The organism is Streptomyces sp. 1-11 (genome assembly GCF_007176755.1).
GTDB lineage: Bacteria > Actinomycetota > Actinomycetes > Streptomycetales > Streptomycetaceae > Streptomyces.
The window spans coordinates 36954-55361 of sequence record NZ_BJTV01000002.1; the positions used below are offsets into that span (position 1 = coordinate 36954).

At 74.2% G+C, this 18408-nt stretch carries 19 protein-coding genes; 11 read left to right on the forward strand and 8 right to left on the reverse strand.

All coding sequences use genetic code 11. The annotated features are described in order from the left end of the window. Window positions 1-58: 58 nt before the first annotated feature. The 8 genes from TNCT1_RS04490 to TNCT1_RS04525 all read left to right on the forward strand — a co-directional run bounded on the left by TNCT1_RS04490 (window position 59) and on the right by TNCT1_RS04525 (window position 8137). Complete coding sequence (locus tag TNCT1_RS04490) at window positions 59-736, forward strand: AIM24 family protein (RefSeq protein WP_143628446.1); 678 nt, start codon at window positions 59-61, stop codon at window positions 734-736. 152 nt (window positions 737-888) lie between these two features. Further along, window positions 889-1929, forward strand: a complete 1041-nt coding sequence (locus TNCT1_RS04495) for a tetratricopeptide repeat protein (protein ID WP_143628448.1) — start codon at window positions 889-891, stop codon at window positions 1927-1929. After that, window positions 1926-2954 carry a polyprenyl synthetase family protein gene (locus TNCT1_RS04500; protein ID WP_174266147.1) on the forward strand — a complete coding sequence of 343 codons (1029 nt, stop codon included), beginning with the start codon at window positions 1926-1928 and terminating at the stop codon, window positions 2952-2954. Before TNCT1_RS04495 ends, TNCT1_RS04500 begins: the two co-directional genes overlap by 4 nt. Window positions 2955-3041: 87 nt before the next feature. After that, a complete protein-coding gene (locus tag TNCT1_RS04505) occupies window positions 3042-4010 on the forward strand; it encodes a threonine/serine dehydratase (RefSeq protein ID WP_143629371.1) in 969 nt (322 codons plus the stop codon). A gap of 221 nt (window positions 4011-4231) precedes the next feature. After that, window positions 4232-5815, forward strand: a complete 1584-nt coding sequence (locus tag TNCT1_RS04510; RefSeq protein ID WP_143628450.1) for a serine/threonine-protein kinase — start codon at window positions 4232-4234, stop codon at window positions 5813-5815. 48 nt (window positions 5816-5863) lie between these two features. Beyond that, window positions 5864-6835, forward strand: coding sequence for an LLM class F420-dependent oxidoreductase (locus TNCT1_RS04515; protein ID WP_143628452.1), 972 nt, complete (start codon window positions 5864-5866; stop codon window positions 6833-6835). A 115-nt stretch (window positions 6836-6950) separates the two neighbouring features. Continuing rightward, the gene (locus TNCT1_RS04520) at window positions 6951-7376 is read left to right on the forward strand and encodes an SsgA family sporulation/cell division regulator (protein ID WP_143628454.1); all 426 of its coding nucleotides are present in this window, start codon (window positions 6951-6953) and stop codon (window positions 7374-7376) included. 107 nt (window positions 7377-7483) lie between these two features. Then, window positions 7484-8137, forward strand: a complete 654-nt coding sequence (locus tag TNCT1_RS04525) for a DUF2238 domain-containing protein (RefSeq protein ID WP_174266148.1) — start codon at window positions 7484-7486, stop codon at window positions 8135-8137. 23 nt (window positions 8138-8160) lie between these two features. On the opposite strand, the gene TNCT1_RS04530 is transcribed toward TNCT1_RS04525, so the two are convergent. From TNCT1_RS04530 to TNCT1_RS04550, 5 genes are all read right to left on the reverse strand, one after another. After that, window positions 8161-8655, reverse strand: a complete 495-nt coding sequence (locus TNCT1_RS04530; protein WP_143628457.1) for a DUF6328 family protein — start codon at window positions 8653-8655, stop codon at window positions 8161-8163. A gap of 52 nt (window positions 8656-8707) precedes the next feature. Next, window positions 8708-9691 (reverse strand): aldo/keto reductase, encoded by a 984-nt coding sequence (locus TNCT1_RS04535; protein WP_143628460.1) that lies wholly within the window; start codon window positions 9689-9691, stop codon window positions 8708-8710. A 117-nt stretch (window positions 9692-9808) separates the two neighbouring features. Further along, window positions 9809-10453, reverse strand: coding sequence for a TetR family transcriptional regulator (locus tag TNCT1_RS04540; RefSeq protein WP_143628462.1), 645 nt, complete (start codon window positions 10451-10453; stop codon window positions 9809-9811). 4 nt (window positions 10454-10457) lie between these two features. Continuing rightward, window positions 10458-11948 (reverse strand): MFS transporter, encoded by a 1491-nt coding sequence (locus tag TNCT1_RS04545; RefSeq protein WP_143628464.1) that lies wholly within the window; start codon window positions 11946-11948, stop codon window positions 10458-10460. A gap of 84 nt (window positions 11949-12032) precedes the next feature. Beyond that, window positions 12033-13250 (reverse strand): FAD-dependent monooxygenase, encoded by a 1218-nt coding sequence (locus TNCT1_RS04550; protein ID WP_143628465.1) that lies wholly within the window; start codon window positions 13248-13250, stop codon window positions 12033-12035. A gap of 344 nt (window positions 13251-13594) precedes the next feature. Here TNCT1_RS04550 and TNCT1_RS04555 point away from each other — a divergent pair, with 344 nt between their 5' ends. Both TNCT1_RS04555 and TNCT1_RS04560 read left to right on the forward strand, forming a co-directional pair. Continuing rightward, window positions 13595-13987 carry a tyrosinase cofactor gene (locus tag TNCT1_RS04555; RefSeq protein WP_143628467.1) on the forward strand — a complete coding sequence of 131 codons (393 nt, stop codon included), beginning with the start codon at window positions 13595-13597 and terminating at the stop codon, window positions 13985-13987. A gap of 34 nt (window positions 13988-14021) precedes the next feature. Next, window positions 14022-14852, forward strand: coding sequence for a tyrosinase family protein (locus tag TNCT1_RS04560; RefSeq protein WP_143628469.1), 831 nt, complete (start codon window positions 14022-14024; stop codon window positions 14850-14852). 28 nt (window positions 14853-14880) lie between these two features. Here the strand turns inward: TNCT1_RS04560 and TNCT1_RS04565 are convergent, their stop codons facing one another. The 3 genes from TNCT1_RS04565 to TNCT1_RS04575 all read right to left on the reverse strand — a co-directional run bounded on the left by TNCT1_RS04565 (window position 14881) and on the right by TNCT1_RS04575 (window position 17014). Beyond that, window positions 14881-15585, reverse strand: a complete 705-nt coding sequence (locus TNCT1_RS04565) for a ribonuclease H (RefSeq protein ID WP_143628471.1) — start codon at window positions 15583-15585, stop codon at window positions 14881-14883. A gap of 46 nt (window positions 15586-15631) precedes the next feature. Then, window positions 15632-16426 (reverse strand): VOC family protein, encoded by a 795-nt coding sequence (locus tag TNCT1_RS04570; RefSeq protein ID WP_143628473.1) that lies wholly within the window; start codon window positions 16424-16426, stop codon window positions 15632-15634. Between the two features lie 105 nt (window positions 16427-16531). Continuing rightward, entirely contained in the window at window positions 16532-17014 is a 483-nt protein-coding gene (locus TNCT1_RS04575; RefSeq protein ID WP_143628474.1) for a VOC family protein, read from the reverse strand. A gap of 173 nt (window positions 17015-17187) precedes the next feature. Here TNCT1_RS04575 and TNCT1_RS04580 point away from each other — a divergent pair, with 173 nt between their 5' ends. Further along, on the forward strand, window positions 17188-18393 hold the full coding sequence (locus TNCT1_RS04580) for an epoxide hydrolase family protein (protein ID WP_143628476.1): 1206 nt from the start codon (window positions 17188-17190) through the stop codon (window positions 18391-18393). The last annotated feature ends 15 nt before the right edge of the window (window positions 18394-18408 follow it).

Sequence of the window (18408 nt, forward strand, 5' to 3'; positions counted from 1 at the left end):
GGGCGGGCACGTTCCGTGATCTTGGCGGAACGAGTTCGTCCGGGACACCATGCCCGGCATGAAGGGTTCCCTCTTTTCCAGTGAGCACATGGTGCAGCCGGCCGTCGAGGCCGGCATGACCGTCGAGAACGCCAAGTGCATCAAGTACGCGGTCGACGGCGAGATGCACGCCCGCCAGGGCGCGATGATCGCCTACCGGGGCGGCCTCCAGTTCGAGCGCAAGGGCCAGGGCGTCGGCGGGATGCTCAAGCGCGCGGTCACCGGCGAGGGACTGCCGCTGATGGCGGTGCGCGGACGGGGCGAGGTCTGGTTCGCACACGAGGCGCAGAACTGCTTCATCGTCGAGGTCGAGCCCGGCGACCAGTTCACCGTCAACGGCCGCAACGTGCTGTGCTTCGACGCCTCGCTGGCGTACGAGATCAGGACCGTGAAGGGCGCGGGCATCACCGGCGGCGGCCTGTTCAACAGCGTGTTCAGCGGACAGGGCCGGCTCGGCCTGGTCTGCGAGGGCAACCCGCTGGTGATACCCGTCTCGGCTCAGTACCCGGTGTACGTCGACACCGACGCGGTGGTCGGCTGGTCCGCGCACCTGCAGACCTCGCTGCACCGCTCGCAGTCCATCGGCTCGATGCTGCGCGGCGGTTCGGGCGAGGCGGTGCAACTGATGCTGCAGGGCGAGGGGTTCGTCGTGGTGCGGCCGAGCGAGGCGACGCCGCAGAAGGTGCAGCAGCACTGACGCCCCGTCGAGTGATCTTCGCCGCACGGGCAACCCAGCCTTCGGCGCCGGCGTCTTGACCCACGACAGACCGTGCCCCGGCCTGCGGGCCGGGGCACCTTTCCGATGTGCTATACACTCCGTGTATACACTTCGTGTATAGAAGGGCACACATGTACGGCAAGGCCTTCGCCCCGGAGTACCAGGGCGCCCTGACCACCCTTTCCGTGAACTCCTCGCTGGTCGACGTGCTGGCCGAGGGCACCGAGCGGCTGCGCGAGGCCGAACGGTCCGGCCTTCCGGGCGAGGTGGCCCGCTGCGGGCTCGCCGTCGCCGAGGCACAGCGCCGGCTGGGCCGGGTGCGGGAGGCGGACCGGGCCTGGAAGGCGAGCTACCGCGCAGCACGGAACGCGGGTGACACGGCCGCGATGGCGTGGGCGCTGTGGAGCGGCGGCACCCTGGCCCGGCAGCGCGGGGCGTTCCCGCTGGCCTGGCGGCTGCTCGGGCTCGCCGCCGAACTCGGCGAGCGGGGCGGCGACATCGTGGTCCGGGGCTACTCGCTGGCGGGTCTCGCGGAGACCGGGCGCATCCAGGGCGACTACGAGGCGGTCGGCCGGCTGCACGAGCAACTGCTCGCCGAGGCCCGCAGGCGCGGGGAGGCCCGGCACACCGTGTGGGCGCTGGAGGGCATCGCGCAGATGCACCGCAACACCGGCGACCACGACCGGGCGTACGCGCTGTTCGAGGAGGCGGCCCGGATAGCCGAGCGGGCCGAGGACCGGCGCGGCCACGCCTGGGCGCTGCGCGGCCTCGCCGACATCGTCTCGGTCCGCGACGGCGACACCGCGCGGGCACTGGAACTGCTGACGCGGGCGGAGACCGCCTGCCGGGCGATGAACCTCTCCAGCGCGCTCGCCTACAACCACAAGATGCGCGGCAACGTCCTTTACCGCGCGGGCCGTTACGCCGAGGCCCGGGAGCTGTACGAACTGGCCCTGGAGGAGTTCCGGGCGATGAGCGAGCCGCGCGGCGAGGCGCTGTCCCGGCTCGGCCTCGCCAAGTCGCTGGCCCGGCTGGGCCGCGACCGCGCCGAGACGGCGGCCGAACTCGCCGAGCTGGCACGGGTGCTGGAGCGGGCCGGACTGCGGCACGCGCGGGAGATGGTGGCCCGGGCGCAGCGGGAGTTCGGCGTGGACGCGGAGGCCGCGCGGTGAGCGCGCTCCCCCCTGCGGTGCAGGCGCCTCCTACGGCCCTGGACACCCTCCACCGCTGCCGGACGCTGGTGCGGCCGGCTCTCGCGGCGGCGGTGGAGCGGCTGCACCCCTGGTTGGCCGAGATCGCCGCGTACTCCTTCGGCTGGTGCGAGGTCGGCGGCGCACCCGCCGCCGCACCGGGCGGCAAGGGAGTGCGGCAGGCGCTCGCGGTGCTCGGCGCGGAGTCGGCGGGCGCCGACGGGCGGGCCGGGATCCCGGCGGCGGTGGCGGTGGAACTGGTGCACGCCTTCTCGCTGCTGCACGACGACATCATGGACGGCGACGCCACCCGGCGCCGCCGCCCCGCGGTGTGGAAGGCGTACGGCACCGGGCCGGCGGTGCTCGCCGGGGACGCGCTGTTCGCGCTGGCCGTGCAGACGCTGGCCGCCGCGCCCGGCGGTCCCGGCGCGGTGCGGCTGCTCTCCGCCGCCCTGGCCGACCTGGTGCGCGGGCAGGCCGACGACCTGCTGTTCACCGCCCGGCCCTGCGCCGGCCCGGAGCGGGTGACACCCGGGGAGTACCGGGCGATGGCGGAGCACAAGACGGGGGCGCTGCTCGGCTGCGCCGCCGCGCTGGGGGCCGCGCTCGGCGGAGCCGGGGAACGGGCCGTCACCGCGCTGGACCGGGCGGGACGGCACCTGGGCGTCGCCTTCCAGCTCGTGGACGACGTGCTGGGCATCTGGGGCGACCCGGAGGTCACCGGCAAGCCCGTGGGCGGCGATCTGCGCGAGGGCAAGAAGACCTTCCCGGTGCTGTTCGCGCTCGGCACCCCCGCGGCCCGCCGCCTGCCCGCGCTGCTCGGCCCCGCGGGGTGCGCCGAGGAGGCGGCCGCGCTGATCGAGGAGGCGGGCGGCCGGACGGCGGCGCTGGCCGAGGCCCGGGCCCGCACGGCGCTCGCGCGGGAGCTGATCACCGGGCTGCCCGGCACCGGGGCCGCCGGGGAGCTGCTCGGCCTGCTGGACCACCTGGTGGACCGCGACCTGTGAGGGTTGACCTCGCACGCGTGCGCGGGTGAGGGTTCCCAGGGCGCGGTCCCAAGCCCCGCGCCGGGAAGGTGAACGACCTTGACCAGCCTGATCGGTCTCCCGGACATCGAAGCCGCCGCACGGCGGATCGCCGGCCACGTCGTGCGGACGCCGACCGTGCCCAGCCCCGGGCTCGCGGACCTGCTCGGCGCCCCGGTCACCGCGAAGCTCGAACTGCTCCAGCGCACCGGCTCGTTCAAGGCACGCGGCGCGACGGCCAAGCTGCTGTCGCTGGGCGAGGCCGAGCGCGCGGCCGGCGTGGTGGCGGTCAGCGGCGGCAACCACGGCATCGCGGTCGCGGAGATGGCGGCGGCGCTGGACGTGAAGGCGACCGTGGTCATGCCCCGCACCGCACCGGCCCGCTCCATCGCTCTGGCCGAGGACGCGGGGGCGTCGGTGCGGCTGACCGACGGCATGGACAGCGCCTTCGAGCTGGTGCTGGAGCTGCGGGACGAGGGACTGACCCTCGTCCACCCGTTCGACGATCCGGTCGTGATCGCCGGGCAGGGCACCGTGGGGCTCGAGCTGGCCGAGGACGCCCAGGGTTCCGACGGGCCGACGGACGTCCTGGTCAGCGTGGGCGGCGGCGGCCTGATCGCCGGGGTGGCGGCCGCGCTGCGCGCCCGCTGTCCGGGGGTGCGGGTGTGGGGCGTGGAGACGGAGGGCGCCGAGGCCATGTCCGGCGCGCTCCGGGCGGGCGGGCCGCGGCAGGTGCCGGTGTCCTCGCTCGTCACCACACTGAGCGCGCCGTCCGTGTCCCAGCTGACGTACGACCATGTGTCGGCGCTGGTGGAGGAGGTCCTGGTGGTGCCGGACCGGGAGGCGGTGCGGGGCTGCCTCGACCTCGCCGACCGGGCCAAGCTGTGGACCGAGCCGGCCGCCGGCTGTCTGCTGCCGGCGGCCCGGCGGGTGCTGTCCCGCGTCGGCGACGGGGCCCGGCTCGGGCTGGTGGTGTGCGGGGGCAACTCGGCGCCCGGGGAACTGTTCGGCTGGGCGGACCGCTTCGGGCTGCTCTGACGCACGTCCCGGCGCAGCCGGTGAACGCGCTGCACACCCGGGCGTCTACCGTCGGTAACCCGCAGGTCGATGCCCGGGCACGGCCCGTCTTCGTAAAGCCGCCGGCACGGTCGGCACGTTGAATAAAAGGCAGGAATGCGGCCGGGGTCGCGGATCCTTTGAACGCACCCCGGCGCGCCCCGCGTACCTCTGGGCAAGTCGAGTCGGGGTCCCAGCGAGGTATGACGATGGACGAGGCGCACGTCTCCGCACACGAGCCGGTCGCCGGCCGGTACCGGCTCCTGGACGTCCTCGCCCGCGAGACGAACCGCCTGTGGTGGTACGCCGAGGACCTGACGACCGGCCGGCCCCGGCTGATGGCGCGCACCGAGCTGCCGGACGCCGGCGCGGACACCGCGCGCCGCGTGGCGGCCCGGGTGGTGCGCACTTCCGAGATCATGCGGCTGCTGTGCCCCGGGCGGGTCGCCACGGTCGTCGACGCCGTCGTGGAGGCGGGCGCCCTGTGGACGGTCACGGACCGGATCGAGGGCACGCCGCTCGGCGAACTCCTGGACCGGGAGGGCCCGTTGCATCCGGTCCGGGCGGCACGGCTGGGCCTGGAGATCCTCGACGTGCTGCAGTCGGCGCACGACGAGGGCATCACCCACGGCGAACTGAGCCCCGGTCAGGTCTTCGTCCGGGACAGCGGCCCGGTCCTGGTGGCCGGGTTCGGCCTGGCGGGCGCGACGCCGGCCCCGCGGCTGACGGCGCCGTCGTACGCCTCGCCGGAGCAGGCCCGCGACGAGCGCGTCGGACCGGCCGCCGACCTGTGGGCGCTGGGCGCGCTCCTCTACACGATGGTCGAGGGACGGCCGCCGTTCCGCGACCGCGGCCGGCCCGACGCCACCCTGAGGGCCGTGGACCGGCTGCCGCTGCGGACCCCGCTGCGCACCGGCCCGCTGACCCGGGCCGTCCAGGGGCTGCTGCGCAAGGACTCCCGGGACCGGCTGAACCGGACCGTGCTCCGGGACGCCCTGACGCGGGCCCTCGACGCGGACTGCGAGGCCGACCGGCGTCCCGCGCCCGCGCCCCGGCCGCGCGGGGCCTGCGCGGCCGTACGGCACACCGCCCCGGCGCCGGGCAGGCTTCTGCTGGTGGCCGGTACCGCGCTGGCGGTCGTCACCGTCGTGGCCGGCGTGCTGGCCGCGACACACCGGCTGCCCGGCGCCTCCACCGCGGCCGCGCCCTCCCGCACCACCGCCACGGCCGCCCCGCCGCCCGGCCGCACCGGTGACGGCGCTCCCGGCGGCGCCACGAGCCCCGCCCCCACCAGGTCGCCCGCCCTGCCCGCCGGGTACCGCCCCTACACCGCTCCGGAGGGCTTCTCGGTGGCCCTGCCGGACGGCTGGCGACGGCTGACCACCGCACGCGCGGCCGACCACGCCTACCGCGTCACCTTCGGCGCCGGCCGCTCCCCCGCTGGCGGCGCCTCCCCCACCCTGGCCGTCACCTACAGCGAGCGGGTCGGCCCGGACCCGGTGGCCGTCTGGCGCGACCAGGTCGAACCCGAGCTGGCACGGCTCCCCGGCTACCGCCGCGTCGGCGCGGTGCGGGCCCTCACCTACCGGACGCACCGGGCCGCCGATCTGGAGTGGCTGGCCGGCTCCGGCCCGGCCCGGACGCACACGCTGGGGCGGGGCTTCCTGCTGGGCGGCGGGCGCGGCTTCTCGCTGCGGTACACCGCGCCGGCCACGGCCTGGGGCGACTCCGCGGGCACCGTCGCGCTCCGGACGTTCCTGCGGACCTTCCGCGAACCGGGGCACTGACCGGCGCCCGGGCCGTTATCCGTCCGCCGGCCCGGGAACTCGCGTCCTATGGTGCAAATCGGATACACGATGATGACCGAGCAGGCCGGCCCCCGGGACCTGGTGGACCACGTGGTACGGGCCGAGGAGGCGGGCTTCGACTTCTCGGTGACCTCGGACCACTACTTCCCGTGGCTGCGCGCCCAGGGCCACGCCCCGTACGCGTGGAGCGTGCTCGGCGCCGCGGCGCAGGCCACCTCGCGGATCCCGCTGATGACCTACGTGACCTGCCCGCTGCTGCGCTACCACCCCGCCGTGGTGGCGCAGAAGGCGGCGACCATGCAGCTGCTGTCCGAGGGCAGGTTCCGGCTCGGGCTCGGCGCCGGCGAGAACCTCAACGAGCACGTGGTGGGCGGCGGCTGGCCCCCGGCGGACGTGCGCCACGAGATGCTGCGGGAGGCGATGGAGATCATCCGCTCGCTGCTGGAGGGCGGCCACGTCACCCACCACGGCACGCACTACGACGTGGAGTCGGCGCGGCTGTGGGACCTGCCGGAGCAGGCGCCGCCGATCGGCGTCGCGGTGTCCGGCGAGCAGTCCTGCAAGCTCGCCGGGGACCTCGCCGACCTGGTCATCGCCACCGAGCCGAAGAAGGGGCTGCTGGAGGCCTTCGACCGGCACGGCGGCGCGGGCAAGCCCCGCGTGGGCCAGCTCCCGGTGTGCTACGACCCCGACCGGGACGCCGCGGTCAAGCGGGCCCACGCCCAGTTCCGCTGGTTCGGCCTGGGCTGGAAGGTGAACGCCGAGCTGCCGCACCCGGACTCCTTCGAGGCCGCGACCCAGTTCGTGACCCCGGACGACGTCTCCTCCGCCATCCCGTGCGGCGACGACCCGGACGCCTTCGTGGAGGCCGTACGGCCGTACGCCGAGGCCGGGTTCGGGGAGATCGCCCTGGTGCAGATCGGCGGCGACTCGCAGCCCGAGTTCCTCGACTGGTCGGCGAAGACCCTGCTGCCCGCCCTGCGCGAGGCGTTCGCCTGACACGGCACTTGCGGACGCGCGGGGAGGCGGCGGGGATTCAGCCGCACGGATGAGCATTTCCGGGCCGTACGGGGTACTAGAGGTCCCTACGCCCATCGCTTCCGGAGGACCTTGCGTGAACCGCTTCGTGCACAAGACCCTGGTGGTGCAGCTCCAGGCGGAGGGTACCGCCCGGTGTCCGGTGCTCGCCCACCTGAGCTACGACGCCGAGGACCCGTTCGCCGTCACCGCCGCGTTCGGCCACGACGGCCGGGTGCTGGCCCGGTGGCGGCTCGACCGGGAGATGCTCCTCGACGGGCTGGCCGGCCCGGTCGGCATCGGCGACGTGCGGCTGCGGCCGGTCTCCACCGGACGGTGGCGCGAGCTGCGCATGGAGTTCCTCGGCGACTACCGGGCCGACGGCGGCCGCCACCACGCGGTGGTGTACGCCTGGGCGCCCGCGCTCGCCGCGTTCCTGCGGCAGACCCACGAGCTGGTGGCGCGTGGTCAGGAGGAGGTCCGGATGGACGACTTGCTGGCGGAGATCCTCTCCACGGGCTGAGTGGCGGGCCCGGGCGCCCTGAGTAGCCGTACTCATGTCCGCGCCCGCCCGCCGGCCGCACGATGGGGCTCCTTCGACCGCCACGTCCCCTGGCAAGGAGCCCCGCCATGACCGCAGTGCGCCCCGCCCCGGTCCCCTCGCCGCGCCGTGTGCCGCCCGCCCTGTTCGCGGTCGTGGTGGCCGTGGGTCTCGCCGTGTCGGCGTGGGGCGTGCGCGACCGCACCACCTGGCTGCTGGAGACGTTCTGGGTGCTGGCGGGGCTGCCGCTGGTGGTGCTGGTCTGGCGGCGCTTCCCGCTGACCGGCCTGCTCTGCGGGCTGCTCGCCGCGCACGCCCTGGTGCTCGCCGTCGGGGGCCACTACACCTATGCGCGGGTGCCGGTGGGCGACTGGGTCCGTGACGAGTTCGGTCTCTCCCGCAACCCGTACGACCGTTTCGGCCACCTGATGCAGGGCTTCGTCCCGGCCGTCCTGGTGCGCGAACTCCTCGTGCGCACCTCACCGTTGCGCGGCAGCCGCTGGCTGGCCCCGCTCACCGTGTGCGCGTGTCTCGCCTTCAGCGCGTCCTTCGAACTGCTGGAGTGGGCGGCCGCCGAGATCGGCGGGCACGGCGCGGACGCGTTCCTCGCCACCCAGGGCGACGTCTGGGACACCCAGTGGGACATGTTCTGCGCCCTGATCGGGGCGGTGCTGTCGCTGCTGCTGCTCAGCAGGGTGCACGACCGCCGGCTGGCGGCACTCGAGGCACCCGCCAGCGGATGAGCGGCGGCGAGTGAGCGGGCCGGTCAGCCGTCGATGCGGCCGGTGTGCCGGCGGCGAGCCCACAGGGGCAGCCCGTACCAGCAGACCAGGTACCAGGCGACCACACCGGCGACGAGGTAGGGCACGTAGCCGTTGTGGGTGGCCACCCGGAGGATCAGCAGCAGCGACGAGGTCATCGTCAACAGCAGCAGGACCAGGCCCACGAAGGTCAGCCGGGAGGCGATCCGCACCGCCTGCGGCTTGACCCGCCGGCCGGAGACCAGGCGGTGCAGCGACACCGGCCCGATGAGGGCGCCGGTCGCGCAGGCGCCCAGGACGACCGTCACGATGTAGATGACCTGGTCGGCGTGGGCCAGGGTTGCGTACTTCTGCTGGAAGACCACGGTGAGCAGGAAACCGAAGAGGATCTGCACACCGGTCTGGGCGACGCGGACCTCCTGGATGAGTTCACCCCACATCCGGTCGGCCCGCTCCTCCTCGGTCTCGTCGCGGCCGGTACGCCGCCCCTCCTGTTTCATGCGATCCGTTTATCCGGGTGAACGTCCGCTCAAACGGACGGTTTCACGGCGGCTACCAGCGGTGTTCGACCTGCTCCCGGATCCGGCGGTCGTACAGGTCGCGGATCGCCGCGTGCGTCTCGGCGGAGAGCGCCGGCAGCTTGGCGGCGGCCGCGTTGGCGCGGGCCTGCTCCGGGTTGCGGGCGCCGGGGATGACCGTGGTCACACCGGGCTGCTCGATGATCCAGCGCAGGGCGAGCTGGGCCGGGGTGAAGCCCTCGGGGGCGAGCGCGGCGAACTCGGCGGCCGCCTCGACGCCGGTCGCGTAGTCGACGCCGGAGAAGGTCTCGCCCTGGTCGAAGGCCTCGCCGTGCCGGTTGTAGGTGCGGTGGTCGTCGGCGGCGAAGACGGTGTCCCTGGTGTACTTGCCGGACAGCAGGCCGGAGGCGAGCGGCACCCGCGCGATGATGCCGACGCCCGCCTCGCGGGCCGCCGGGAGCACCTCCAGGAGGGGCTTCATGCGGAACGGGTTGAGGATGATCTGCACGCTCGCCACGTTCGGCCGGGCGATCGCGGTGAGCGCCTCGGCGCAGGTCTCCACGCTCACGCCGTACGCCGCGACGCGCTCCTCCGCCACCAGCGTGTCGAGGGCGTCGTACACCGCGTCGGAGGAGTAGACGGCGGTCGGCGGGCAGTGGAGCTGGACCAGGTCGATGCGGTCGACGCCGAGGTTGCGGCGGGACCGGTCGTTCCAGGCGCGGAAGTTGTCCAGCACGTAGTTCTCGGGCGTCTGCTCCAGCCGGCGGCCCATCTTGGTGGCCACGAGCACATGCAGGTCGGGCCGGCCGCGCAGGAAGCCGGCGATGGTCTCCTCGCTGCGTCCGTCCCCGTACACGTCGGCCGTGTCGAAGAAGGTGACCCCGGACTCGGCCGCCGTCTCCAGGACGGACAGGGCCTCCTTGTCGTCCACCTCGCCCCAGTCCGCACCGAGCTGCCAGGTGCCGAGTCCGACGACCGACGCCCACTGTCCCGACCTGTCGATTACGCGTTCGTCCATACCGTCCAGTCTGTCATCCGGCCCGGCGGCCCGGCGGACCGGGTGGTTCCGGCGCGGCCCGCGCCTGCCGCACCGGGGCCGCCGGGGTGCCGGACCGGTGGGGCGGGTCCGGCCGGGTCAGGGCGTCAACTGGGCCTGGACGAGCGGGCCGTAGCGGTCGGCGACGGCGTCGAGGTCGGTCCCGCGCAGGTGCGGACCGCGGGCGACGCCGTACATCACGCCCAGGCCCAGCAGGCCCGCGACGGCGAGTTCGGCGCGCAGTCCCGGGTCCGGGCCGGTGAGCCGGGCGGCGAGGCGTCCGGTCACCTGGGCGCGGAAGTTGGCGCGCAGCACCTCGCCGTGGTCGCCGTGCAGGGGGGCGAAGGCGATCCGCAGCAGCGGGTCGGCGCCGCGGTCGCGCTGGCTGGCCAGGACGTGCCGGACCATGTGCCGGCCCAGTTCCTCCAGGGGCGCGTCGAGCAGGTCGTCGGCGTCGGTGTCGAAGGACATCACGCGGGCGAACAGGGCGTCCTTGTTGCCGAAGTACTTGAGGATCAGCGGCGGGCTGACCCCGGCCCGCTCGGCGACCGCCCGGAGGGTGATGTCGGCGTGCGCGTGGCGGGCGAGGAGGTACCGGGCGGCCTTGAGGATGGCCGTCCTGGTGGCCTCGGCGTCGCGCCGGGCGGGCGCGGCCTCACCGGGTGCGGACGCGGGTCCGCGGGGCGCGGGGGCGGTTTCGCGCGGTGCGGGGGCGGCTGCCCGGGGGCCGGATGAGGTGCTCACGCCCTCATGCTCCCTCCATCGCTCCGTCGCGTGCGCCCCGGGTGGCGCCGCGGGCGCGCCGGATGCCGCCGGAGGGCCCGTCGCCGGGTATGGACAGGGCGGCCGCGCAGGCGACCAGGGCGACGGCGCCGGCCATCGTGAACGCCAGCAGGTAGCCGTGCAGGGTGGCCACCGGGACGCCGCCGACGAGGCTGGTGTGGTGGACCAGGACGGCGGCGACGGCGGCGCTGGAGGTGGCCTGGCCGATGGTGCGCATCAGGACGTTGACGCCGTTCGCGGAGGCCGTCTGGGCGGCCGGGACGGCGCGCAGGATGAGGGTCGGCAGCGCGGAGTAGGCGAGGGTGGTGCCGGTGGCGACCACCGTGGCGCCGAGGATGATCATCCACAGGTCGCGGCTGTCGGCGATGCGCAGCGCGTAGCCGCAGGCGATGACGGCGGCGCCGAGGGCGAGGGTGATGCGCGGGCCGCGGGAGGCCGAGATGCGGGCGGACAGCGGCGAGAAGAGCAGCATGGTGACGCCGCCGGGCAGCAGGCACAGGCCGGTGGCGACGATCGACAGGCCGAGGCCGTAGCCGGTGGCCTTCGGCGCCTGCACGAGCTGGGCGGTCACCAGTGAGTTGGCGTAGAAGGCGAACCCGGTCAGCATGGCCGCCACATGGGACAGGCCCACCCGTGGCCGGGTGACCAGGCGCAGGTCGACCAGCGGCCCGGCGGTCCGCAACTGCCACCACCACCACAGGACGAGGATCGCGGCGGCGGCGAGGAACAGTCCGAGGACGCGGGGGCTGCCCCAGCCCCACTGGCCGCCCTGCGACACGCCGAGGAGCAGGCTCACCAGACCGGCGGCCAGGCCCAGCGCGCCGAGGACGTCGAAGCGGCCCGGCTCGCGCACCGGGGACTCCTTGACCGCCCACCAGGTCGCGGTCACGCCGAGCGCGCCGAGGACGCTGGTCAGCCAGAACATGGTGTGCCAGTCGGCGTACTGCACCACCAGCGCGGCCAGCGGGAGGCCGAGCGCGGCGCCGATGCCGACCGTGGAGCTCATCAGCGCGACCGCCGAGCCGCGGCGCTCCGGCGGCAGTTCGTCGCGCAGGATGCTGATGGACAGCGGTACGACGGAGGCGGCGGCGCCCTGGAGCGCGCGGGCCGCGATGAGCACGCCGATGTCGGCGGACAGGGCGCACATCACGGAGCCGGCGGTCATCAGGGCGAGCGCGCCGATGAGCACCCGGCGCTTGCCGTACATGTCGCCCGCCCGGCCGAGCACGGGGGTGAGCACCGCCCCGGAGAGCAGGGTGGCGGTGACCATCCAGGAGACGGCGGCCGCCGACGCCCCGGTGAGCCGCGGCAGGTCGGGCAGCAGCGGGACGACGACCGTCTGCATGACGGCCATGAGGATGCCGCCCGAGGCCAGCACGGGGATGGTGAACCGGTCCCGCAGCCGGGTCGGTGCCGCGCCGGTGCCGGACTGGGACGTCGGTGCTGACTGGGTCATCGGCGCTCCTGCGGGCAGCGTGAAGACGTTGGTGAATAACAATTCACCTTAACGAGTGAATGGCCATTCACCAACGTCTGCGGCTCAGCGCCGGTCGGCCGCCGCCCGGGCGTGCAGGGCACGGGCGGCCCGGGGGCCGAGCCAGCGCTTGAGCCTGCGCAGCACCTCCAGTTGGCCGGCCGCCTTGTCGATGCCGTAGTAGAGCTGCGGCGGCACGTGGGGCAGCAGCGGGGAGTGACGCTGGCCGAGCAGGGCGAACATCCGGTGCGGAGGCAACTGGACGTAGCGCGGCAGGTTCTCGTACCACTGGGCGCTGTAGCGGGCCGCGCTCTGCGCCGAGAGCAGTTCGGACCTGCGCTGCCGTTCGTAGGCGGTCAGCGCCTCGGACAGCGAGGCGTGCCGGCGCAGGGAGCCGGCGAGGCACATGGCGTCCTCCAGCGCGAGGGTGGTGCCCGCGCCGATGGAGTAGTGCGTGGTGTGCGCGGCGTCGCCGAGCAGCACGACGTTGCCGTGGTGCCAGGTGCGGTTGGTGAGGGTTCGGAAGGCCGGCCACGGCGCGCCGCCGCCGGCCGGGGCGCGGTCGATGAGGGGGTGGCCGTCGAGCACGCCGGCGAAGAGCTTCTCCAGCAGCGCGAGCCCCTCGCCCCGGTCCGCCCGGTCGAGGCCGAGTCCGGTGAGGGTGTCCGGGGCGCACTCCACGACGCAGGTGCTGTGGTCGTCGCTGTACTTGTAGCCGTACGCCCAGATCCAGCCGTGCCCGGTCTCCACGAAGGCGAAGGTGAAGGCGTCGAAGACCTTGGTGGTGCCCAGCCAGACGTAGCGGTTGCGGCCCTCTTCGAGCCGGGTGCCGAAGTGGCCGGCGTGCCGGGTGCGCAGCGCGCTGTGGACGCCGTCGGCCGCCACGACCAGATCGGCCTCCGGCACGGCGGCGGCCGGGACCTCGCTGGTGTACTCCAGCCGCACGCCCAGGGAGCGGGCGCGCCCGGCCAGGATCTCGAGCAGGCGGTGGCGCCCGATGCCGTGCCCCTCGTCGCCGGGCTGCCGGGCGGTCCGGCCGTGGATGTGGGCCACGCCCTCGTTCCAGCGCACCGAGCTCTCCTCGATCGCCGCCGCGGACTCCGGGTCGTGTGCGTGCAGCCGGTCGAGCAGCCCGCGCCAGTAGGTGACGCCCCAGCCGTAGGTCGACCCCTCCGGGTCGCGCTCGTGGACGGTGACGTCGTGGGACGGGTGCTGCCGCTTGAGCAGGATGGCGAGGTACAGGCCCGCGGGCCCGCCTCCGACACAGACGACCTTCACGCGCACACCCCTGACGATTACTCAACGTGCTCGGACGAGACCGCAGGGTAGCAGTGGCTCGCCCGTGGGGGCGGGTCGGCGGATCGCGTCAGCCTGGCGCGGTGACGCGCGCCACTCGGGCGGCCCATCCACGGGAAGGAACACCGCGTTCGCGCCCCCGGCCGCAAGGAATTGCCTGTTCCGCGACCGGACGGCCCACCGCGACAGCAAGATCACCTTGGTTCAACCTTGCACGATGTGTAACCAATTGTCCTGATCGCAGCCAACCGCTTCCGGATGATTTCACCCTCCTGCGCGAGGCCCGATAGGCATGCGGGGTCACCACTCACTCCCCTCGCAGGAGAACCCGCATGCCCGAACTCACCCGGCGCCGCGCGCTCACCACGGCCGCCGGCCTCACCACTGCGGCCGGTCTCACCACTGCGGCCCCGGCCGCCGCACTCGCCGCGCCCGCCGCGCGGGCCGCCGAACACCACCACGGCGCGCCGGAGCCCTTCGACGAGGTCTACAAGGGCCGGCGGATACAGGGCCGTCCCTCGGACGGCGGCGGCGCCCACCACGAACACGGCGGCGGCTACGCGGTGTTCGTCGACGGCGTGGAGCTGCACGTGATGCGCAACGCCGACGGGACCTGGATCAGCGTGGTCAGCCACTACGCCCCGGTGCCCACCCCGCGCGCCGCCGCCCGCGCCGCGGTGGACGAGCTGCGGGGCGCCACGCTGCTGCCCTTCCCCGCCAACTGACCGCCCCCGCAGGCACACCCGGAGCACCGCGCACATGACCGTACGCAAGAACCAGGCCGATCTCACCGCCGACGAGAAGCGCCGCTTCGTCGGCGCCGTCCTCGCGCTCAAGCGCGACGGACGCTACGACGAGTTCGTCCGCACCCACAACGGCTTCATCATGTCCGACACCGACACGGGCGAGCGGACCGGGCACCGCTCCCCGTCCTTCCTGCCCTGGCACCGCAGATTCCTGCTGGACTTCGAGCGCGCCCTGCAGTCGGTCGACCCCTCGGTGGCGCTGCCGTACTGGGACTGGAGCACCGATCGCACCGTCCGCGCCTCGCTGTGGGCGCCGGACTTCCTCGGCGGGACCGGGCGCGCCTCGGACGGCCGGGTGACGGACGGCCCGTTCGCCGCCGCCACCGGCGACTGGCCGATCAGCGTGCGGGTGGACGGCCGTACGTTCCTGCGCCGCTCGCTCGGCGCCGGCGTGCGGGAACTGCCCACGCGCGCGGAGGTGGAGTCCGTGCTGTCGATGACGGCGTACGACGCGATGCCGTACAACAGCGCCTCGGACGGCTTCCGCAACCACCTGGAGGGGTGGCGCGGGGTGAACCTGCACAACCGGGTGCATGTGTGGGTCGGCGGCCAGATGGGCACCGGCGTCTCGCCCAACGACCCGGTGTTCTGGCTGCACCACGCCTACGTCGACAAGCTGTGGGCCCGGTGGCAGCGCGGGCACCCGGACGCGGGGTACGTGCCGGCGGGCGGCACGCCGGACGTCGTCGACCTGAACGAGACGATGAAGCCCTGGAACGACGTGCGTCCGGCGGACCTGCTGGACCACACGCGGTTCTACACCTTCGACACGCTCGACCGCTGACGCCCGGCGCGGACCGCGGGGCCGCCGGTCAGGCGTCCGCGGTGCGGCACTCCGGGTGTCCCCAGCCCTGCGCGTTCTTGGCGATGGACTCGCCGGCCGCGTAGGAGCGGCCGCACAGGCAGCGGCCGGGGAACTTCGCCTTGATCGTGCGGGAGGAGGAACGGGCGGCGGCACCGGCGCCGGCGCGGCGGGGCGCCTTCTTCCGTGCGGCCCCGGCCGCCGGCGTGTCGGGCGAGGGCGGGGGCTCGGGCGAGCCGAGGGCGCTGCCGGCCGCCTCCTGCACGGTGGCGGCCTGGCTGGCGGCGCGGTCGGCGAAGTCGTTCAGCGGGTCCCCGTCCACCTGGTGGGCGGGGACGTAGCGGAACTCGACCGACCGGCCGTCGAGCAGCGCGTCGATGCGCACCACGAGCTCCTGGTTGGCGACCGGCTTGCCGGCCGCGGTCTTCCAGCCGTTGCGCTTCCAGCCCGGCAGCCAGGTGGTGACGGCCTTCATCGCGTACTGGGAGTCCATCCGGACCTCCAGCGCGACGTCCGGGTCGACGGCGGTGAGCAGCCGCTCCAGAGCGGTCAGCTCGGCGACGTTGTTGGTGGCCCGGCCGAGCGGGCCGGACTCCCAGCGGGCCGCGGTCCGCTCGTCGTCGGAGACCACCCACGCCCATCCGGCCGGTCCCGGGTTTCCCTTCGAAGCCCCGTCGCACGCGGCCACCACACGTTCACGCATACGGCCGATCATGCCACGCCCGCGGCCACCGCCGGAGCGGGTCCCTCCCGGCCGCGGGTCAGTCGTCGTCGAACCCCGGCATCTCGCCCTCGGTGGTCCGGATGTCGATCACCGAGAAGTTGGCGCCCTGCGGGTCGCTGAGCGATGCGAACCGGCCGAACGGGCTCGTCATCGGCCCGAAGTGCAGGACGGCGCCGAGATCGACCGCCCGGGCCACGGCCGCGTCGCAGTCGGCGACGGTCCAGTAGACGTTGATGTAGGAGGGCACCTCGGGCGGGAAGTCGTCGGTCATCCGCATCCGGCCGAGGACGGTCTCCTCGCCGAGGTCGAACGTGCGGAAGTCGATCGCGTCGTCCGCGATCCGCTTCGCCCGGTACGGGAAGACGGCGGTCAGGAAGGCGTCCGTGCGCTCGGGGTCGCGGGTGAAGACCTCCGCCCAGCAGTAGGCGCCGGGCACCGCGGTGGCGTCGAAGCCCTCGTGGCTGCCCGCCTGCCACACGCCGAACACGGCGCCGCTGGGCTCGCGGGCCAGGCACATGGTGCCGAACTCGCCGACCCGCATCGGCTCCATCAGCACCTCTCCGCCGTTGTCCCGGATCCGCTCCGCGGTGGCGGCGGCGTCCGGAGAGGCGAAGTACAGGCACCACTGGGGCTGGCCCTCCTGCCCCGGCATGGGCGGCACCACCGCGGCCACCGCCTGGTCGTCGGCGTAGGCCTGGGTGTAGTTGCCGTACGACGGCGACGACTCGCCGAAGGTCCAGCCGAGGACCTCGCCGTAGAAGGTCCGGGCGCGCTCCAGGTCGCCGAACATGGCATCGGCCCAGCAGGGCGTTCCCTCAGGTTGCACGGCCATGGTGGCAGCCCTCTCCGCTCGGCCGGTCGGCGCCGGTCCGCCCCTGCACAGAACGCTAGTCATCCCGCGCCCGGCGCGCTCGCCGGGCGCGGGACACCGGCCGGCCTACTCCCCCGCGTACGCCTTCTCCAGCGCGGCGACGTCCAGTTTGCCCATGCTCATCATGGCGCGGGTGACGCGCTCGGCCTTCTCCGTGTCCGGTTCGCAGACCATGTCGATCAGCCGGTCGTAGACGACCTGCCAGGAGACGCCGTAGCGGTCCTTGAGCCAGCCGCAGGGGCCGCCCTCGCCGCCGTTCTCGGTGAGCCGGCTCCAGTAGTGGTCGATCTCCCGCTGGTCGGAGCAGTGGAGCTGGAACGAGATCGCCTCGTTGAACGTGAACTGGGGTCCGCCGTTGAGCCCGACGAACCGCTGCCCGTTGGCCGTGAACTCCACGGTCATCACCGCACCGGCCTGTCCGGGGCTGCCCTCTGGGTAGCGGCTGATCCGGCCGACGCTCGAGTTCTTGAAGACCGAGACGTAGAACTCGGCCGCCTCCTCTGCCTGGCCGTCGAACCAGAGACATGTGACGAGTCCGTCGGTGTTCATGGGTACCTCCCGGGTGTGGAACGCGGTCACCCATGACGACCGGTGCGCCGCGCGGAACTCATCGGCGGCGCGGCCGGACCACCCCCGCGGGTGAACGGGACCCGTGCTCCGCCCGGGTGAACGTGGCCCGCGATCCGCGGGACCGGACGGGAGCCGCGCCTAGCATCCCGATCATGACCTCCTCGCCCGCCGAGAGCATCCGGCCCTTCAGCCTGTCGGTCCCGCAGAGCGACCTGGACGACCTGCACGACCGCCTGGACCGCACCCGCTGGCCCGCCGAGCCGCCGGCCCCGGGCTGGGAGTACGGGGTCCCGGCCGGCTATCTGCGGGAGCTGGCCGAGTACTGGCGGCACAAGTACGACTGGCGCGCCGCCGAGGCGCGGCTGAACGAGTGGCCGCAGTTCACCACCGTCGTCGACGGAGCCCGGATCCACTTCGCGCACCTGCGCTCCCCGGAGCCGGACGCCACCGCGCTGATCCTGACCCACGGGTGGCCGGGCTCCGTCGTGGAGTTCCTCGACGTGGCCGGGCCGCTCGCCGACCCGGTGTCCCACGGCGGCGACGCGGCCGACGCCTTCCACGTCGTCGTGCCCAGCCTGCCCGGCTTCGGGCTGTCCGGGCCCACCACGGAACCGGGCTGGGAGGCCGGGCGGGTGGCGGACGCCTGGGCTGAGCTGATGCGGCGGCTCGGCTACGAGCGGTTCGGCGCCCAGGGCGGCGACTGGGGCGCCGCCGTCTCCCGCGAGCTGGGCCGGGCGCACCCGGACCGGGTGACCGGCGTCCACCTCAACCTGCTCCCGGGCGCCCACGCGGCCACCCGGCCGAGCGAGGAGGAGCTCGGCGCGCTCGGGCCGCGGGAGCGGGAGAACGCGCTCAGGTCCTGGCGCCGCTGGGAGGACTGGACGCGGGAGGGCACGGGGTACGTCGCGCTCCAGTCGACGCGCCCGCACACCCTCGCCTACGCCCTGACGGACTCTCCGGTCGGCCAGCTCGCCTGGATCGTGGAGAAGTTCCGGGAGTGGACCGATTCCCGGGACCTGCCGGAGGAGGCGGTCGACCGGGACCGGCTGCTGACCAACGTGATGCTGTACTGGCTGACCGGTACGGCCGGTTCGTCCGCCGGGATCTACTACGAGCGCGCGCACGCCACCGGCCGTACCGCCAGGCCCGCCGAACCGTCCCCGGTGCCGACGGCCGTGGCCCTGTTCCCGGCCGAACCCCAGCTTCCGCTGCGCCACCGGGCGGACCGGACCGAGAACATCGTGCGGTGGACGGAGTTCGACCGGGGCGGGCACTTCGCGGCCATGGAGGAACCGGACCTGCTCGTGGACGACGTCCGGGCGTTCTTCCGGCAGCTGCGGGAAGAGCCGGCCGGCTGACCGGGGCCGGGCCGG